Below are 15,856 nucleotides of genomic sequence, written 5' to 3'. Positions count from 1 at the left end.
TCATCACATCAGGATCAGGCGGAGGTCCCCGGCCCCTCTCTCACAGCGGACGCGACCTCCAGGGAATGAGAGCTCCAGCGCAACGCGTCCGGTGATCGGTTCGTGCTGTCGTCGGAGGTGCTGTTCCACCCGTATCGGCAGGGCCAGCGGTCGGCGGGCTGGGCGGCGCTGCACGGTGCACGCCATGTCCGATCTGCCCCTGACCCGCCCCGACTTCGGGCGATCCTGGCGCACCTCGATAGACAGATCGCGGAGAAACACCCGATCGGCGTCTACCTGCGACTCCAGCGCGAGACAGGCCAGAAGCCCCTTGGCCAAGCCGAGCATCCGCCCCAGCAACAGCGGCCGAGGCGCACCATCACGATCCGCAGGCGGAATGAGGCTTGGCCAGCCCGTGGTGGCCACCACCTCGCGCGCGATGTCCAAGACAGGTCGCTGCATATCACGAGATCATCCGGCTGGCCTCGTCTAGTACCGCTTCCCACGGATACTGGCGCCCCGGCATCCCAGCCCGCGGCTCGGCGAGCGGCCACACCTCGTCTCCGTAGATCAACCGTACCCCTGCATCGTGAAGAGCTTTGATGTGCCCTGCCCATGCAGGGTGGCGAGCATGCGCGGCGTTCACCCGGGGCCAGACGACTACCGGAAGGTCCAGTGTTCCGATGGCTTCGTTGAGCTGTGTCAACGCCTGATTGTCTGAGATCCCCAGGGCGAGCTTGGCGACGGTGTTGGCACTTGCCGGGGCAACGACATAACAGTCCACAGGCGGATGCGGCCGGGAGTCACCTGGCAGGCGTGATGCGGACCGTACGGGAAAGCCGGTCAGCCCCTCGAGCTCCGCCGTCTCCCCGCTCGCGCCGAGCCACTGAGCAGCGATCGGTGTGAGCGTGACCGCAACCGTCCAGCCCCGTTCGAGCGCCGGGACCACCAGTCCTGGACGCAGTTCCTCAATCCCGCCGGCGCTCGATCCCACGACGCCCAGCACCTTGCCCTGCATTGAACTCACTGCACCGCCCTGCATCACTGAGCCACGGCCAGCAGCCCGGACGAGTGGCTGCCACCCGTGACCGGGTACTGCTCCCTCAGGTCGCGAAAGGTCTCGCGGACACGTGGATTGTTCCGCACGAGCCGGGGCGAGGTGCGTTCGGCCTCCCACCGCTCCCTGAAGGACTCGTCGACGCAACCCCTGGGGCCGAGGCCGCAGGCATAGTCAGTGCATCCTTCTCGTACTCAAAGGATCAAGGAGTCGCTGATCGTGAACGGCCACCCGAGGGAAGGACATTGCCGAGAAATTCCCGACTCGATCCACGAAGCCACGTTCCTGTTCCGGGGTCCGAAGCTGCATCACATCGTCGACGTGGGAGGCAGCAGGACCGCCTGGCCGTGCTCTGGGTAGCGGTTCGGCGCTTCAACGGCTCACCGCAGCGCGAGAGAGTGGACGACCTGCCAGCGGTACGCCCTGCGTTCGCGGCGGAGTTCAACGAGTTCCACGTGGTGCACGCCCACATCCATCGGGTCGAGATTGCGGAGGGGCAGTATGGCGGCCCTCACATCGTGCGCGGGCATCGACCGGTTGCAGTACGCGATGCCCACGTGGGGCCGCAGGCTGGCGGTCGGCTTATCCAAGGGCAGGCCGGACTCGCTGCCGGCGGCTGCAAGCGTCGCGTGAAGCCGCAAGACGGGGTCCCAGGGTGCGATGCTGTAGCGGATTGCCCCGCGGGAGGCCGTCAGTGGAATGGCCTGAAGCGTGAACGCGTGGATGATGTGCTCTCGCACGATGGCTGCCAGATGCTTCAGCCGATGCGGGGTGATCTCGTGGATGAGTCCGATGCGGCCGAGCGTGAGGTGGAAGCCGTCTTCGTCTACCGTGTCAAAGCCGAGGTCCTGGAGTTCCCGTTGGCAGTAGCGAGCTTGCTTGATGAGCGGGAGCGGCTCAGGGAAGGTGAGCATCCAGTAGTACGCGCGAGTACTACTGGTCCATCCGGGCCGGTCCCAGTGGTTGACCATCTGGCCAACCGCAGCGAAGGCGTCCCAGTCGTGAGCCGAAATGACGCCGGGGTCAGTGGTATCGGCTGGGGGTGCTGGCGGAAAGGCGCGTGGGTCCGGCGCGAGCGTCATCCAGCTCCCCCGTCTCGCACATGGCTCAGGCCAGCCATCATGGCAGATGCAGTGATGATGCCCTGTCCTTCCGCTACGGGGGAAGCAGAAGGACAGGGCGGCTCTCATCAGGCGGCGGCAGCGTGAGGTGGGCGCGCGCGTTCCGTCGCCTGTAGATCGCAAGGTATCGCCTACGCGTGTCCGCGCCACCTCTGATTACTCAACTCTGCATTGGCGCCGCATACTTCGCACATCACAAGTGTGATATCCGGGCCGGAATCAGCCGGGTACCTTCTTCACAGAGCGGCGTCAACGCAAGTTGAATTGTCACGGCCGCCGTCATACTCAACCCGCATCTTGGTGGCAAGATCACGATCGAGGTTCGAGCATCAGGAGACGGTCCGGAGAGGTAGGCCTGGAGAAGCGGCTACGGGGCGGAGCATCGGCCCAGTGATGTCGACGGGTGCGTTCAAGCCGTCTAGGAGCACGACGATCCGCTCGATGTTGGTGAGGCGTCGATGCCCGGATTCCAGCATCGACAGGAACGCCTGACTCAATCCCGTCAGAAGGGCCATGTCCTCCTGACGGAGATGGCCGTACTCTCGCACGAGTTGGCACAGCTTGCCGAAGTCCTTACGTAACAAGGCGTCTCTGACGTCCTGGCGGGCCCATACATGGGTCGGAACGAAGGGGCGCGCAGGCGGCGCGGCTGTCGTGCTACGAGCGCAGCCGGAACAGATGTCGTCGCTGTTGTACCTGCTCAGGCGGCACTGGCAGGTGCGGCAGCGACGAGTGCCCCACGAAGTTGCAGGTACCTCAGTGGTTCGCGGTCCCGACACCTGATCGTCTCCTTCGCCGGCTGATGAACTCCTGGATCCGGCAAGCGGGCCTGCCGGAGTGGGCCCCATCACACCGGCATTCGGCTCTGTGGCGTATCACTGGCGCTTGGCGAAGCTGCTCATCATCGAGCGACGTGACTTTTCAACATCGGCTTACACATGAGTTCGTTCGGGGCAGACTTAGGGTCCCGATCATGGTGAGTAGTGGGCAGGCGGTAGCAGGTATGGGGAAGGGCCGCGCGGGGTGGCGTCCGGAGCAGCTCCGCGCGATGCGCGAAGCGCATGGTCTGACGCTTGAGGGTGCCGGTGAGCAGCTACGGGAAGTGGCGCGCGCTGCCGGACTCACTGTGCCAGCCGCGAACTTCCAGACACTGTGGCAGCACGAGCAAGGTGAGGTGTATCCCGGTCCGCATTACCGCCGGGCTTACTGTCTTCTCTACCGAGCCACCGAGCCGGAGTTGGGGTTCCGTAAGGCACTTCCGGGTGAGCAAACTCAGCTCAGGCTCACACCATCGAAGGTAGAGCCGATCGGCGACCACGTGCTGGCCGTTGAGCGTGCGGTGCTGCAGATCGCTCCGGGCGATGCCAACAGCAACGGCCAGGAGGTTCAGCAGCGGATCATTGATGCGTGGAAACGTCGTCACACGGGCGGCGATCCGAATCAGCCCACGCTGTTGGTGGTGGCCGGATTCGCCGGCAGTGGGAAGTCAGAGTTCTCCCGGTTCCTCTCGAGGCTCACCGGATGGCCGCTCCTCGACAAGGACCCCATCACTCGTCCGCTTGTTGAGCGGCTGCTGATCGAGATGGGAAGCGACCCAAACGACCGCCGCTCCCCGATATATCGGGAGAAGGTGCGGCCTTTGGAGTACCAGTGCTTGCTCGAAACCGCCTACGCCAACGTCGACTGCGCGATCAGCACCGTACTCACCGCACCGTTCGTTGCCGAGGTGACCGACGAGCGGTGGATGCGCCGGCTGATCAACCGATGCCAGGCGCGGGGCGTGATCGTGCCGGTCATCTGGATCCACTCTGACCTGGAGACGATGCACGAGAACATAAGCTTCCGCTCGGCAGCCCGCGACAGCTGGAAGTTGCAGAACTGGGACGAGTACGCCTCCACGATTGATACGGAACTACGACCAGTCGTACCGCACTTGGTGGTCGACAACCGTCTCGGTGCAGCAATATCCCTCACGGATCAAGTTAGGCAGATCTTCGGGACGGTGTTCGCATGAGCCAGGGCATCCTGCTGTACGGTCCACCCGCGTCCGGGAAGGACACCATCACCACGGCCCTCTGCGAACACAACGACACCTATCGCGCGTTCATGCGTCTCAAGATTGGCAGTGGCCGCACCCGTGGCTACCGGATGGGGTCCGCCGATCAGCTGGCAGAGCTTGAGGCACGAGGGGACGTGATCTACCGAAACGACAGGTACAGCAACATCTACCTCGTGGACCGTCCCGGCCTTGTCCAGGCCATGAAGGACGGATGCATTCCCATCCTGCATCTCGGGCAGGTCGCGGGCCTTGAGGCAGTGGTGGAGAAGTTCCCCGCCTCGTGGACCAGTGTGCTGCTGTGGTGTTCGCGGGAGAGCACCGGTACCCGTTCCAAGAGGCGCGGCGACAGCGACACCGAGGCCCGCCTGGCCGCCTGGGACGCTACGGCCCAAGACATCGAGACCAGCTCGGATTTCGCTTGGGACCTGCAGTTGGATACCGACGCCATGTCGCCCGCAGAGGCAGCGCAGGAGATCGATCTCCTGATTCGCCGCGGCGTCTGACCGCAGGCGAACCACAGGGGCACGCTACGGTTCGGCGTTCTTGTCCCGTCCGTGGTCGACTTGCAGAAGCGAGAGCGTCTCCGCGACGGTGAGGTCGCGGTCTCGGGCGTCCGACCACTGGTGGAGGACTCGGCTGGCTGCTCGCATCAGGTCGTCTGGGAGCCCGACGTCCCTCAGCAGGGCTGCTGCATCGTCGAGTTCGGGGGCCCAGCGCCAGGCGCGGGATGCTGTCTTGGGGATGTAGTCGGTTTCGGTCAGGTAGCTTCCGCCCCGTTTCCCGGCGATCTTGAGGAGTTCGTCAGCTACGCCGTTGGCATCGGCGACACCGTAGGCGAGCGCCGCCAGGATGCGGGAGGCCTTCTGGTAGCTCGAGTACGACAGCTTCAGCGCAGAGGCCGTTCCCACCTCGGTGCCCAGCACATGGGTCTTCACGTCGCTCGCGTCGAACAGGGCCGTGGCCCGGAGGCAGCCGTCACGGTCTCCTGACAGATACAACGTGGGCTGCTTGCCGCCCACCGGTGGGGAGCCGACAACCGCGCCGTCGATGACCACAGCGCCAGGAAGAAGTTCTGCGACTTCCCTTACACGGCGCGGCGTGATCGCGTTCGCCTCGATATACAACCGGCCGTCGAACCCGCAGGCAGCCACTTGCTGCGCGACCTCCACTGCGGCGGCTGGCGGGCACAGAGACAGCAGCACGTCGGCACGCGCCACCAGTTGCATCAGGTTCTGTACGCCTTCGAGGCCGGCGTCCTCGGCCCGGGCCAAGGACTGGCTGCTGCGGCCGTCCGTGCACCACAGCACCCGGACGTTCTGTCGTCGCAAGTGGGCGCCGAATGCGGCGCCCATGCTGCCGGGGTGCAGCAGCCCAACCGTGATGGCTTCGCAATCCACGACGATGTCCTCTCAGCCCACGGTGGTGAGCAGCAGATCGATCGCCTGGCGTACGTCGGTGGTGACGTGGTCCGGCTGCACGTCACCACTGGGCCAGGTCCTGCCGCCGCTAATCCAGATGGTGTGCAGTCCAGCTGCTCGGCCCCCGCGGATGTCGGTGTCCACACCGTCCCCGACCATCCAGCCGCCCAGTGCAAGATCAGCTCCGCAGGCGGCAGCCGCTTTCTCGAAGATCACCGTTTCCGGCTTGCGTGCCCCGACTGCCTCAGAGATGCACACCACATCAACGTGATCAACGATCCCCGATGCGGTCGCTTTCGCAGTCTGGATCTCGGTCCCACCGTTCGTGGCAACGGCAACCTTCCAGCCGGCGCCTCGTAGCCTGGATAGGCCATCAAGTACTCCTGCAGGGCAACTGACGGAACGCGCCATATGGCGGCTGTAATCAAGCCACAACGCTTCGGCCGTGGGTGCGAGCTTATGTTCAGCGCAAAACGCCTCAAAGGTCTCCAAGGAAGCGCGGTCACGCATCGCATCGAACAGGTGCGTTCGAGCAAGGTCCGTCAGGGCATGCCGCTCGGAGAAGGCTGAGATCCAGGCTGTCAATGGACCTTGGCGGTCCACAAGGGTGTTGTCGAGGTCGAAAATCGCCAGCTGCTGCATGGAGGCAGAGCCTACGGGCCGGCGCGCCAGCGACGTATCACGCTGGTGATTTGGCTGCGTAGCGATCGACGCGCTCGGGGGATAGCAGCGCAGCGATGGACAGGGCGTATCACGTCGAGGTGTGGTTGCCCAGCAGCGAAACCGACGTCGAGTGGAGGCCCGGGATCATTGGACTGAGCCGTTCGGGCGGATCACGAAGCCCAACCGCGGTGCAGAGGGAGCTGGCCAGCCTGGTGTGCGTTGCGCTGCTCAGTGATCCACTGCTCGACCTGGTCCACGGATTCGGTGACTGAATGGTCCGTGGTGTCGAGCAGCTGAGTGCACCATCGGGGATCACCGGAGTGCCACCCGGTCCAGCGTTGCCAGGCCATCCCGGGCCAGCCGTCCTCGATGATGACGTCGGGTCGGTGAGACGGGTCGAGGGCGTGCTTGCGGCGCCATGCAGCCCAGCCGAGGTAGGCGTCGATCGCCTGGATGTCCCACCGCCCGGGGTCACGCTCGACGAGGCGAGCGCGTCGGACCGGGTCAGTGACATCGACCAGGCAAACGGCGATGCCGTCCAGTCGCAGGGCGGAGGGCGCTGCCAGCAATTCACCCAAAGGGGACTGCCCGCTGAGCAGAAGGTCGATGCCGCGGTCCTGGTAGTCCAACGCGCGTCGCACCCACATCTCGGTCATGCGATGCCGCCACTGGCGGTTGGCGTCCTCCGGCACACCAAGCTCATCGGAGTCGTGCACAGCGATCTTCCCGAGCCGACAGGCCGTCGCATAGGCCAGGGTCGTCTTAGAGGTCGTTCTCTTTCCGAACCTCACGTGTGGTTTCCGCTGGTCCGGCATGGGATGGCGACTGGCACGGAAGTCTCGGTCCGTTGCTGACCGAGATGTCGTGGGGGTGGCGGATGCCGTCGATGCGGGCGGTGTTGGAAGCGAGGCAGAAGGCCGCGATGGTGCGGGTGGAGGAACTCGAAGCCGAGCTGGAGCGGGTGCGGGCGGCTCTGGCAGATGCGGAAGAGGTGCTCAGGCGCCGGGTGATCGGCCTGGAGCAGTATCTGGAGGCGCTGGCCGAGGAGGATGCGCCCGCCGTGGCCGTCGTGTCGCAGAGGAAGCCGGTGGGGCCGCGCCGGGCGGTGCCTCACCGCCAGGACGCGGCCGACACCGAGGTGCTGTCGGTGGATTACCAGGCGTTGATGGCCGCTGCCCTGGAGGCGGGAGCCGATGGGCTTGGTGCCCGACGGCCAGCGGTGGTGCTGGGCTGGGACAGCGCCTCCGCCTCCCGTGTCGAAGGAGCGAGGGCCCGGCTGAAACGGCTGGTGGAACGGGGCTGGCTGGTGGAGGAGAAGCCGGGCAGGTTCATGCTGCCCGCGCCGGAGCAGGACGCTGCGGGCACTGGGCGGCCAGGCGGCGGCTCATGAGTATGGTCATCGACCACAGGATGACGGTCTCGCTGGTGTCGGTGCGCCGTTCATAGTCACGGACCAGGCGTCGGCTGCGCAGGAGCCAGGCGAAGGATCTCTCGACGACCCAGCGACGGGGCAGGACCTCAAAGCCGCTGGCCTCATCGCTGCGGCGGACGATGTCGAGGACGACTCCGAGGTGCTGGGTGGCCCAGTCGGTGAGGTGGCCGGTGTAACCGCCGTCGGCCCAGACGCGCGCCAGCCGCCGGAAGTGATTCCTTGCTGCGGGTAGAAGGATGCGGGCCGCGTCCCGGTCGGTCGTGGAGGCCGGCGTGACCAGCACGGCCAGCAGGAGTCCGAGGGTGTCGGTGAGCAGGTGGCGCTTGCGCCCGTTGATCTTCTTCCCGGCGTCGTATCCCCGTGAAGCGAGGGTGACCGTGGCGTCCGCCTTCACCGACTGTGAGTCCACGACCGCCGCGCTCGGCTCCGGGCTGCGGCCCTCTACCAGGCGGACGGCCTCGCGCAGCCGGTCGTGCAGCTCGGTCACCAGCCCCGCATCCCGCCAGCGGGCGAAGAAGGCATAGACCCGTGGCCAGGGCGGGAAGTCAGACGGCATCGCCCGCCATTTGATGCCGTTGTCGCAATGCCGTTGCTTGAGAGGTGCACGTAGTTCTCTCCCAGGCACGGTGACCGCCGGGGTGCTGGTTCGTTGACACGGACATGCATCCATGGATCGGGTTATCCGATGAAGTCCGGCTCGGGTTGCTCACCGAGTGGATCGTTCCTGAGCTGGTGGACGAGGTGCTGACCGCGTGTGGTCGGCTGGATGCCAAGCCCCGTCCCCTGTCGAGCCGGTTCATGGTCTACTACGTGCTTGCTCTGGCGCTGTTCCAGCAGGACTCCTACGACGATGTCGCGGAGAACCTGGTCGGGGCCCTGGGCGAGATGGACCAGTCGGTCCCGAACAAGTCGTCGTTCACCAGGGCCCGGCAGCAGCTTGGGGCCGCACCGGTGGAGGGAGTGTTCCGCCGGGTGGCGGGGGCGATCGCTCCGCGCACTCTCGAGGCCGCGTTCTGGCGCGGGATGAGAGTTGCCGCGGTCGACGGGTTCTTGCTGGACGTGCCGGAGAACGATACGACACGTGCCGCTTTTGGTGGCCAGGTGGACAGTGTCGGTCGGCCCATCGGGTTCCCGCAGGCCAGGGTGGTGACCCTGACTGAGACCGGTACGCACGCGACGATCGACGCGCGGATAGGCAGCTTCAAGGGCGGTGGTGGCGAGCCCGCGCTGGCGACAGAGATGGCCGGCAGTGCCGCCGGCATGCTGGTGATCATGGACCGGGCCTTCCCCGGTGTCGCACTGTGGAAGGCATATACGCGGGCCGGAGCGCACTTACTGATCAGAGCCCGCACCTTCGTCGCCGCGAAGCCCATGGAGGTCTTGCCTGACGGGACCTATCTGACCCGGATGAATCTCGCCGGGCAGCGGCGGTCCCATCCGGGCGGGGTGACAGTGAGGGTGATCGACTACCAGGTCGACGGGGGTGAGACAGCCAGGCTGCTGACCGACTTGCTCGATCCGGAATCCTGGCCCGCTGAGGAGCTGGCGGCCCTGTATCACGAGCGCTGGGAGGTCGAGTCCGCCTACCGGCAGCTGAAGACCTGTCAGCGGGGAAAGACCGAGGTTCTGCGGTCGGCGTCGCCGGAACTGGTACGGCAGGAGATCTGGGCTCACCTGACTCTCCATCACTGTCTGAACCGGATCATCATGCGGCTGGCCGACGGCGAGGGCCTGGACCCCGACCGGATCTCGTTCGTCAAGGTCCTCAAGCACACACGACGCAGCGTCGTTCTCCAGGCAGGCCAATCAACCCGCCGCCTGGGGCAGTTCATGAAGCGGATGGCCACGAAAGTCGTGCGCAAGCTCGACAACGGGCTACGGCGACTACGTGCAGCGGACCGCTACACCCGCCATCCGGTCTCGCAGTACATCGTGCGCAAGAAAGACCAGGTCAGGCGAGGTACACGACGGGTTCCGGAGAAGGTCATCACCCTCACGCCCGCGATACTTCAGTAGCTCAAGCAACGGCATTGGCCGTTGTCGACGAGGTAGCGCACAGCGTCGATCATCTGCCGGTGGCAGTAGCCCTCTGGACGGCCGCCCCGGCCCGCCAGCCATCCCGGCACCGGCAGCAGATCCCGCACCAGGGCCCACTCCGCATCGCTCAGGTCCGAGCCGTACCGGGGCCGGCGCTCTGGCCGGTCGGCCGCGTTCCCGAACCGATGGGCGAGGCAGTCACACCCAGGAGTGGACGGACTGGACCCGGCAACCACGACCACGCGACACTTCGACAACAGGGCCTCTTGCTTCTCGCTGGACTCGACAACCGCGAGCTACCAAGAGGCCCTTCCTTCATGCCCCGACGTCGGCCAACTCACCCGATCCAGGACCACGTTCGAACCAGACCGAGCACACGAACGGATAGAGAACGGGCAGTTACCCGAGCAGCTTGACCCGGTGAGCATGAACAACATGGCGCCAGAGTGCCAACAGCAAGGCACCTTCCACGACCGGTTTACTCCAGCCAGGCGCCTCCGTCTGCCGCCCACGTGGATCGCGCCGCGGTCGTGTTCGTCGTCCTGCGCGCCCGTGACCGCAGATAAAGGGCGACGCCCAGGAGGAGCTGGCAGCCGTTGGCTGCGTGGGCCGGTGGACTGAGCGAGCCGTTCGGCTGTCGCTTTGCAGAGATACGAGAGTCGCGCTCCGCCGTGGTCGGCCTACCCCAGGTGTGCGTGCGATGCGATGTCTACAACCGAGGTGCCATACAGCGTGGTGATGGCACACGCGGGCACGCCTTCGTTTAGCAAGCTGGCCGTGAGCGCATCGTCACCGATTAGAGTTCGCAACAGGTCGACCGTAACTCCACCATGGGTAACGACCGCGATCGGGCCCGGCTCTCTGGTCAGATCCCTCAAGCAACTAAGAAATCGTGCCCCGGCTTGATGGGACGAGTCTCCGGACCGTGGGATGAAATCCCGGTCCTGGACCGTCGCGTCCCACTCTGTGAGGAAATCTTCTAGGGATTGATCGTCGTCCCAGTTCATCCGTTCACGTAGCCGGGCATCCTCTCGTACCGGCAGCTCGGCAGCGGCAGCGATGAACTCCGCGGTCTCACGGGTTCGCCTCATCGGACTGCTGACCACGGCTTTCAGCCCGACATCACGAAGCCAGTCTGCGGTACGTACAGCCTGCTGCGTCCCCAACGCAGTCAGCCCAGGATCGCCTAGTTGGCGTTCCTTCTCCGCATGTTGCACTACGTAGAAGACGGTCATGGTCAAAAGTCCTTCCTGGTAGCCATCGGGGACAACGAGATGAACCCATCGCTTTGTAGATCGAGTGGAATGGCCGCCCAATCGGCTTCACAGCGCGCTGCGAAGTCAGCGGACTTTTTCGACATGCCCGGAGGGTAGTGGCTTCTTTGACCAGATCGCCCCCTGATTTCCTGGCCCGACGTGCGCCTCGGCTGGAGCGGTCAGAAGGTCCATCCGCGCCGGTCAGCCAGCCATCGCAGTGTGACCTCTCCACACCACATCTGATGCTGGCGAATGTGCGGTGACCAGTCTGCTGGGGGCTGTCCGCCGGAGGTGAGGAAGAACCCGGAGAGTGCGGCGAGCGCCGCATCGAGTTGCTCGCCGGTGACTCCGCGGGCGGTGGGGTGCTCGGCGAACAGGGACGTGGCATCGTGGCCGTCCGCGTAGGCGGTGGCCAAGAGAAGCACCAGATCGAACCAGCTCGCCCCCAGGCAGGGCCAGTTCCAGTCACAGATCCATGCGGTGCCGTATGTGTCGATCAGCACGTTGTCCTGGCGTAGGTCGTGGTGGAGGACGGCATTGCCTGCGACGGCCTCCCGCCATCCGCTTTCCAGGCTGGCCAGCACGTCCAGCAGCTCGAGTGGCATCCAGGAGGGGAGGACGTTCACGGACGTGGCGCCGCCGACGAGATTGCGCCAATCGACGAAGTCACCACCCTCACCAACCCGCTTAAGGCCGACGTGTTGAAGTCGTGCGGGTGGGGTGGAGAGGGCCTCGGCCGTGATCGTGTAGGCGTCGAGGGCGGCGGTGAGCTCGTTGGGTTTCCATGGCGTGGTGGGCAAGCAGCCGGCATCGATGCCGAGGGCGACCCATCCGTCGTACTCCTCCATCCACTGCAGGCGTGGTGCCGGTATCTGTGAGGGGAGTGCCTGGTTGATCACCGCTTCGCGCCGGTAGCAGTCGGCGACCCCAGGGGTGTCCAGGCTGTTGACCGCTTTGATGAACTGAGGTCCGGAGGTCCCACGGAGTACTGCGGCGAAGCCGCTGGTGAATCCGCTCCCTGTGCTGGGCCCGGCCTGTACCTGGCCCCCGAGGTGTTGTGCGATGAGTCGGCGAACGTCCTGGGGGAGGTCCTCCCACTGTGGGCGTACCGCCGTGGCGTCGTAACGGAGGCGGGGCGTGATGATGGTGGGCATGCCGTCAGGATGGGGGAATGGCGTTTCCCGGCGCCACGGAGTTGTCGCGTCGACCAGTTCCCGTCCATGCGCCGGCTGAGCCTCGCAGGGCTGCGCCTCCGAGTGGCGTCGTGATCCCTGCGGCCACCACGTGATCCTGCGTCCGGGCCTCCGAGCTTCTCGCAGGCGCCGACGATCTCCGCCTCCGCGAAGGCTCCGATGAACGTGGGGATGTAACCCTGTCCTACACCGTGCTCCCGGCAGAAGGACGACAGCGCCTCGAAGAAGTCCTCCTCGTGGTCGAAGGTGACGCCGAAGCTACGTCCTACGGTCAGCTCATGAGCGCGCCTTCCCGGAATCGACTGAAGCGGTGGAGGTAAGCGGGTGGAGGCGGCGCGAATTGCCCGGAAGTCGGCTTCTTGGGCCTACCCCTTCGCATTCGCCGGAATCAGCTGCCCCCACGATCAGGATGCTGCCGCCTACGCGAATTGGCAGCGTGACAGCGATGGCGGACGAAACGCACAAACACCCCATAGCCCAGGGCGCTTGTCCGTCACCCCAGCGACTTTCGCACTGCTTCGGCCAGCGCCGCTGCACGCATATCGTCGGGGCCGCCAATGATGTGGTTCATTACGTAGCCGAAGGCGATGCCGTGCTCTGGGTCAGCGAAGGCGAGCGAGCCGCCTCGACCGGTGTGGCCGAAGGAGTTCGGTCCGGTCATCGGGGTGGTCGCGGTGGGAAGCATGTATCCGGAACTGAACCGGCTCGGGACCACCATCACCTGGTCCACCCCGCTGGCCTGTTCCTTTGTGGCCGATGCGAGGGTTTCCGGGGTGAACAGGCGTATGCCGTCGACCTCGCCGATCAGCGCGGCGTACATGCGCGCGAGTCCGCGGGCGGTGCCGATGCCGTTGGAGGCCGGGAGCTCAGCAGCCTGCACCTCTGGCGAGTTGAAGTCGATATCAGCGGGGTTGGTGACCGCGAACGCGCGGTTGGAGAGCGAGTCCGGGTCGCGCCAGGCGGCAACCAGTTCACGAAGCTCCTCGGGGACCGCCTCCGGTGGCAGGGCGGTGAAGTCGATCTCCGGCTGCTGGTACACCATCCGGCTGACCCGGCCGCGTTCGCTGGCCGGCAATCCGATGAAGAAGTCCAGCCCGAGAGGGGAGGCGATCTCGTCGGCGAAGAAGCGTCCCGGAGTACGGCCGGACACTCGACGGATCACCTCGCCGACCAGCCATCCCCAGGTCCGGCCGTGATATCCGTGCGCGGTACCTGGAGTCCACTGTGGACGCTGAGCGGCCAGTGCCGCCACCATCGGCTGCCAACTCAACGCCTGGGCCAACGGCACGGGTTGGTCCAGCGACACTAGGCCGGCACGGTGGGACAACAGCCAGCGCACAGGGATATCCGCCTTGCCCTTCGCGGCGAACTCCGGCCAGTACCTGGCCACCGGTGCGTCCAGGTCCAGCACGCCGCGCTGGGCCAGTAGGTGTACGGCAGTCGCGGTCGCGCCTTTGGTTGCTGAGTAGACCAGTTGCAGCGTGTCCCGAGTCCACGGATAACCGATGCTGGGGTCCGTGACCCCACCCCACAGGTCCACTACCGGCCGACCGTCGTGGTACACGCAGAGCGCGGCGCCGATGTCCGCGTGCCGGTCGAAGTTCGCCGCGAACGCCTCTAGCACCGGTTCGAACCCGGCCGCTACCTCACCGTCGATCGTCGTCATGTCGCTCATCCTGGCATTCTGGCCGCCTGCCGCGAGGAGGGCTGGCTCACTGTCTCGCACAAGGCGCTGCCTGTCAGTTCGCGGCGGGCAGCGCCCGAAGGCGCTCACGGAAGTCGCGGACGGTTGGAACGGATTTGTGCGGTTCGAGTCGCTCGGAGAATTCCTTCAGGCGGTCCAGTGCCCGTACGGAGCTGACCTTGTCTTCTAGGAGTCCGGCGCCGTAGTTCGCGGCGTCGAGCGCCCCGTCCAGGTCATTACCGGCGAGGCGGGCTTCAGCCAGACGGCTGGACCGTACCGCCTTGTCCCGTGGGGCGGCCTTCTTGACGGAGGTCTCCAGCGAGCTCGTTGCGCTCTCCACCTGGCCGGCACGTAGCAGTACCTTGCCTTCGGTCGACTTCAGTTGCGCCTCGCCGAACCAGTCGAGCCAGTCCGGGGTTTCTTCCAATGTGTGGCGCTCCCAGAGGGCAGCGGCACGGTTCAGCGCCGTACCGGCCCTCTGGTGGTCGCCGTCTCGCGACAGTGCTTCGGCCTTATGCAGGTAGAGGAAGGACTGGGTGTAGGGCGTCAGCGTTCGAGGAGCGTTGTCGATGGCGGTCGAGATGAGGTCTACGCGCTCGGCGGTCCGTCCGGCCTCGGAGACGTGAACTCCCATCTCCGCTAGGACGAAGGCCCCGAAGGCGTCGTCCCCAGCGGTGCGGGCGCCGCGTAGGGCCCCGATGTAGTACCGCTGCCCCGCGGATCGCAGCCCAGCGTCGTAGGCCATCCAGCCGGTCAGATGGGACACCCGGGCCGCCAGGGCGTACAGGCGGACGCGGATCTCGTCTGTGTACCGGCCGGCGCTCAGGAGACTGGTGATCAGAGCCAGATCGCCGCGTGCCTGCTCCAGCAGTCGGGCGCCCCCGAGTTGGTCGTCGAGGGTCCGGAGTGTGCTGATGCGCTGTTCGATCGTCGAGACCATCGTGTCCGTGACTCGGTCCCCGTTGAGCGCGGAGGCAAAGGCGTAGGGAGCCCCGGCCCAACTCGCTGCGAGACCCGTCAGTGCGGCACCAGTGATGGTGAGAAATCCCCGACGGTCCATGCGGCCACTCCCCACTAAATCAGCCAGGGCCTCAACGGTGCCCGCCTCAGTCCAGGGCGCCGTGAGTCCGGTAACTTCCCACACGGGGAGCCATCGCGGCCATCCCTCCACCCGAACCTGTTCGTAAGGAACCTGAAGCAAGTCAGCGAGGACGCGCTGGGCGTCGGCGTCCGGCTCCTGGCCCTGCTCCCACTTCCATACGGTTGTGCGATTGGTCGCCAGGGGGATGCCAAGTTGTTTGCCGCGTACCTGCATGAGCCGTCCGAGCTCGGCCTTTCCCCAGCCCTTCGACTGGCGGACGAAGGTCAGCGGGTGCATTGCTAATGACTCACCAGTCACGTCACGCCTCCGGTCGTCCTCGTTCGACGATGGCGAGATTACCCACCTGACGTGCACATGGGAGCCCTCAGCGCCGAGAGAAACCCCCTAGAAACGTTCCTACCTGCTCGCCAGATGGCTTGACTGATCTGCCAGGCCGGTGCGCTCTCGGGCTCGGGGCATCGTCGGATCTCAGAAACCCAACTCAGCGAGCTCGGTTCCGCGCAAGATCACCGATCTACTGATGGAGCCTCGCCATGCGCTATCCGGCGACGAGAACCTCCCTGTCGACGGGTCTGTCGGCGATCACCGCGCAGCCCGCGGGCGATCTAGTGCTGGTCGGCACCTCCAGCAGGCGAGGTTTTGCACATCAGGCTCCATGCCCACCCGCCGAGGAAGCGTCGCCTCTGGCGATGCCCTGGCTGGCCGTCTCCGGCGACCGAGCGCAGCAGCCCGCACCAGCACCGGCTGTAGATGAGGGCCTAGGGCAGCGCACCCGCCGGTGCAAGCAGTGCCGTTGCATCCTCAGCCGGTACAACGAGGAGGCATACTGCAGCAGTTGTGCGCGCAGTACGCGGA

Annotated in this window: 18 protein-coding genes; 4 read left to right on the top strand and 14 right to left on the bottom strand. The window is 65.7% G+C overall.

From position 1 onward, the window contains the following. Positions 1–3: 3 nt before the first annotated feature. The 4 genes from IE277_RS34755 to IE277_RS48985 all read right to left on the bottom strand — a co-directional run bounded on the left by IE277_RS34755 (position 4) and on the right by IE277_RS48985 (position 3,005). Positions 4–426: a hypothetical protein gene (locus IE277_RS34755; protein ID WP_189957725.1), complete on the bottom strand. Its 423-nt coding sequence runs from the start codon at positions 424–426 to the stop codon at positions 4–6. 16 nt (positions 427–442) lie between these two features. Next, entirely contained in the window at positions 443–997 is a 555-nt protein-coding gene (locus IE277_RS34750) for a flavoprotein (RefSeq protein WP_189957724.1), read from the bottom strand. A gap of 419 nt (positions 998–1,416) precedes the next feature. Beyond that, the gene (locus IE277_RS34745; protein WP_189957723.1) at positions 1,417–2,118 is read right to left on the bottom strand and encodes a 2'-5' RNA ligase family protein; all 702 of its coding nucleotides are present in this window, start codon (positions 2,116–2,118) and stop codon (positions 1,417–1,419) included. A gap of 368 nt (positions 2,119–2,486) precedes the next feature. Continuing rightward, the gene (locus IE277_RS48985) at positions 2,487–3,005 is read right to left on the bottom strand and encodes a helix-turn-helix domain-containing protein (RefSeq protein WP_268252687.1); all 519 of its coding nucleotides are present in this window, start codon (positions 3,003–3,005) and stop codon (positions 2,487–2,489) included. Positions 3,006–3,160: 155 nt separating this feature from the next. On the opposite strand from IE277_RS48985, the gene IE277_RS34735 reads away from it, so the two are divergent. Together IE277_RS34735 and IE277_RS34730 are read left to right on the top strand one after the other, a co-directional pair. After that, a complete protein-coding gene (locus IE277_RS34735; RefSeq protein ID WP_373310959.1) occupies positions 3,161–4,171 on the top strand; it encodes an AAA family ATPase in 1,011 nt (336 codons plus the stop codon). Continuing rightward, entirely contained in the window at positions 4,168–4,719 is a 552-nt protein-coding gene (locus IE277_RS34730) for a P-loop NTPase family protein (RefSeq protein WP_189957721.1), read from the top strand. Before IE277_RS34735 ends, IE277_RS34730 begins: the two co-directional genes overlap by 4 nt. A 24-nt stretch (positions 4,720–4,743) precedes the next feature. Here the strand turns inward: IE277_RS34730 and IE277_RS34725 are convergent, their stop codons facing one another. The 3 genes from IE277_RS34725 to IE277_RS34715 all read right to left on the bottom strand — a co-directional run bounded on the left by IE277_RS34725 (position 4,744) and on the right by IE277_RS34715 (position 6,989). Next, positions 4,744–5,613 carry an NAD(P)-dependent oxidoreductase gene (locus IE277_RS34725; protein ID WP_229882174.1) on the bottom strand — a complete coding sequence of 290 codons (870 nt, stop codon included), beginning with the start codon at positions 5,611–5,613 and terminating at the stop codon, positions 4,744–4,746. A 12-nt stretch (positions 5,614–5,625) separates the two neighbouring features. Beyond that, entirely contained in the window at positions 5,626–6,276 is a 651-nt protein-coding gene (locus IE277_RS34720; protein WP_189957720.1) for an HAD family hydrolase, read from the bottom strand. 191 nt (positions 6,277–6,467) lie between these two features. Next, entirely contained in the window at positions 6,468–6,989 is a 522-nt protein-coding gene (locus IE277_RS34715; RefSeq protein ID WP_229882173.1) for a hypothetical protein, read from the bottom strand. Between the two features lie 194 nt (positions 6,990–7,183). On the opposite strand from IE277_RS34715, the gene IE277_RS34710 reads away from it, so the two are divergent. After that, positions 7,184–7,687 (top strand): hypothetical protein, encoded by a 504-nt coding sequence (locus tag IE277_RS34710; protein WP_189957775.1) that lies wholly within the window; start codon positions 7,184–7,186, stop codon positions 7,685–7,687. Here the strand turns inward: IE277_RS34710 and IE277_RS34705 are convergent. After that, entirely contained in the window at positions 7,626–8,285 is a 660-nt protein-coding gene (locus IE277_RS34705; RefSeq protein WP_189957718.1) for an IS5 family transposase, read from the bottom strand. The genes IE277_RS34710 and IE277_RS34705 overlap by 62 nt on opposite strands. Before the next feature lie 104 nt (positions 8,286–8,389). Here IE277_RS34705 and IE277_RS34700 point away from each other — a divergent pair, with 104 nt between their 5' ends. Continuing rightward, a complete protein-coding gene (locus IE277_RS34700; protein ID WP_189957717.1) occupies positions 8,390–9,745 on the top strand; it encodes an IS4 family transposase in 1,356 nt (451 codons plus the stop codon). On the opposite strand, the gene IE277_RS49775 is transcribed toward IE277_RS34700, so the two are convergent. From IE277_RS49775 to IE277_RS34680, 6 genes are all read right to left on the bottom strand, one after another. Continuing rightward, a complete protein-coding gene (locus tag IE277_RS49775; protein WP_373310958.1) occupies positions 9,739–10,002 on the bottom strand; it encodes a transposase in 264 nt (87 codons plus the stop codon). The genes IE277_RS34700 and IE277_RS49775 overlap by 7 nt on opposite strands. 444 nt (positions 10,003–10,446) lie before the next feature. Beyond that, entirely contained in the window at positions 10,447–11,001 is a 555-nt protein-coding gene (locus tag IE277_RS34695; RefSeq protein WP_189957716.1) for a histidine phosphatase family protein, read from the bottom strand. 200 nt (positions 11,002–11,201) lie between these two features. Then, positions 11,202–11,870, bottom strand: coding sequence for an aminoglycoside phosphotransferase (locus IE277_RS34690; protein WP_189957715.1), 669 nt, complete (start codon positions 11,868–11,870; stop codon positions 11,202–11,204). A gap of 47 nt (positions 11,871–11,917) precedes the next feature. Further along, complete coding sequence (locus IE277_RS47910; protein ID WP_268252688.1) at positions 11,918–12,490, bottom strand: PCC domain-containing protein; 573 nt, start codon at positions 12,488–12,490, stop codon at positions 11,918–11,920. Positions 12,491–12,708: 218 nt separating this feature from the next. Beyond that, complete coding sequence (locus IE277_RS34685; protein ID WP_189957774.1) at positions 12,709–13,881, bottom strand: serine hydrolase domain-containing protein; 1,173 nt, start codon at positions 13,879–13,881, stop codon at positions 12,709–12,711. Between the two features lie 73 nt (positions 13,882–13,954). Next, positions 13,955–15,277: an NsdA family TPR-like regulatory protein gene (locus IE277_RS34680; RefSeq protein WP_229882172.1), complete on the bottom strand. Its 1,323-nt coding sequence runs from the start codon at positions 15,275–15,277 to the stop codon at positions 13,955–13,957. Positions 15,278–15,856: the final 579 nt, after the last annotated feature.

Source organism: Streptomyces alanosinicus (genome assembly GCF_014650595.1).
Lineage (GTDB): Bacteria > Actinomycetota > Actinomycetes > Streptomycetales > Streptomycetaceae > Streptomyces > Streptomyces alanosinicus.
This window is presented reverse-complemented; position numbering and strand designations above follow the sequence as displayed.

Bases quoted from the DNA above. Each gene is read 5' to 3' on its own strand.
- IE277_RS34750 (WP_189957724.1), bottom strand. From the start codon at position 997: ATGCAGGGCAAGGTGCTGGGCGTCGTGGGATCGAGCGCCGGCGGGATT.
- IE277_RS34745 (WP_189957723.1), bottom strand. From the start codon at position 2,118: ATGACGCTCGCGCCGGACCCACGCGCCTTTCCGCCAGCACCCCCAGCC.
- IE277_RS48985 (WP_268252687.1), bottom strand. From the start codon at position 3,005: ATGGGGCCCACTCCGGCAGGCCCGCTTGCCGGATCCAGGAGTTCATCA.
- IE277_RS34735 (WP_373310959.1), top strand. From the start codon at position 3,161: ATGGGGAAGGGCCGCGCGGGGTGGCGTCCGGAGCAGCTCCGCGCGATG.
- IE277_RS34730 (WP_189957721.1), top strand. From the start codon at position 4,168: ATGAGCCAGGGCATCCTGCTGTACGGTCCACCCGCGTCCGGGAAGGAC.
- IE277_RS34720 (WP_189957720.1), bottom strand. From the start codon at position 6,276: ATGCAGCAGCTGGCGATTTTCGACCTCGACAACACCCTTGTGGACCGC.
- IE277_RS34710 (WP_189957775.1), top strand. From the start codon at position 7,184: ATGCGGGCGGTGTTGGAAGCGAGGCAGAAGGCCGCGATGGTGCGGGTG.
- IE277_RS34705 (WP_189957718.1), bottom strand. From the start codon at position 8,285: ATGCCGTCTGACTTCCCGCCCTGGCCACGGGTCTATGCCTTCTTCGCC.
- IE277_RS34700 (WP_189957717.1), top strand. From the start codon at position 8,390: ATGCATCCATGGATCGGGTTATCCGATGAAGTCCGGCTCGGGTTGCTC.
- IE277_RS34695 (WP_189957716.1), bottom strand. From the start codon at position 11,001: ATGACCGTCTTCTACGTAGTGCAACATGCGGAGAAGGAACGCCAACTA.
- IE277_RS34690 (WP_189957715.1), bottom strand. From the start codon at position 11,870: ATGGAGGAGTACGACGGATGGGTCGCCCTCGGCATCGATGCCGGCTGC.
- IE277_RS34685 (WP_189957774.1), bottom strand. From the start codon at position 13,881: ATGACGACGATCGACGGTGAGGTAGCGGCCGGGTTCGAACCGGTGCTA.
- IE277_RS34680 (WP_229882172.1), bottom strand. From the start codon at position 15,277: ATGCACCCGCTGACCTTCGTCCGCCAGTCGAAGGGCTGGGGAAAGGCC.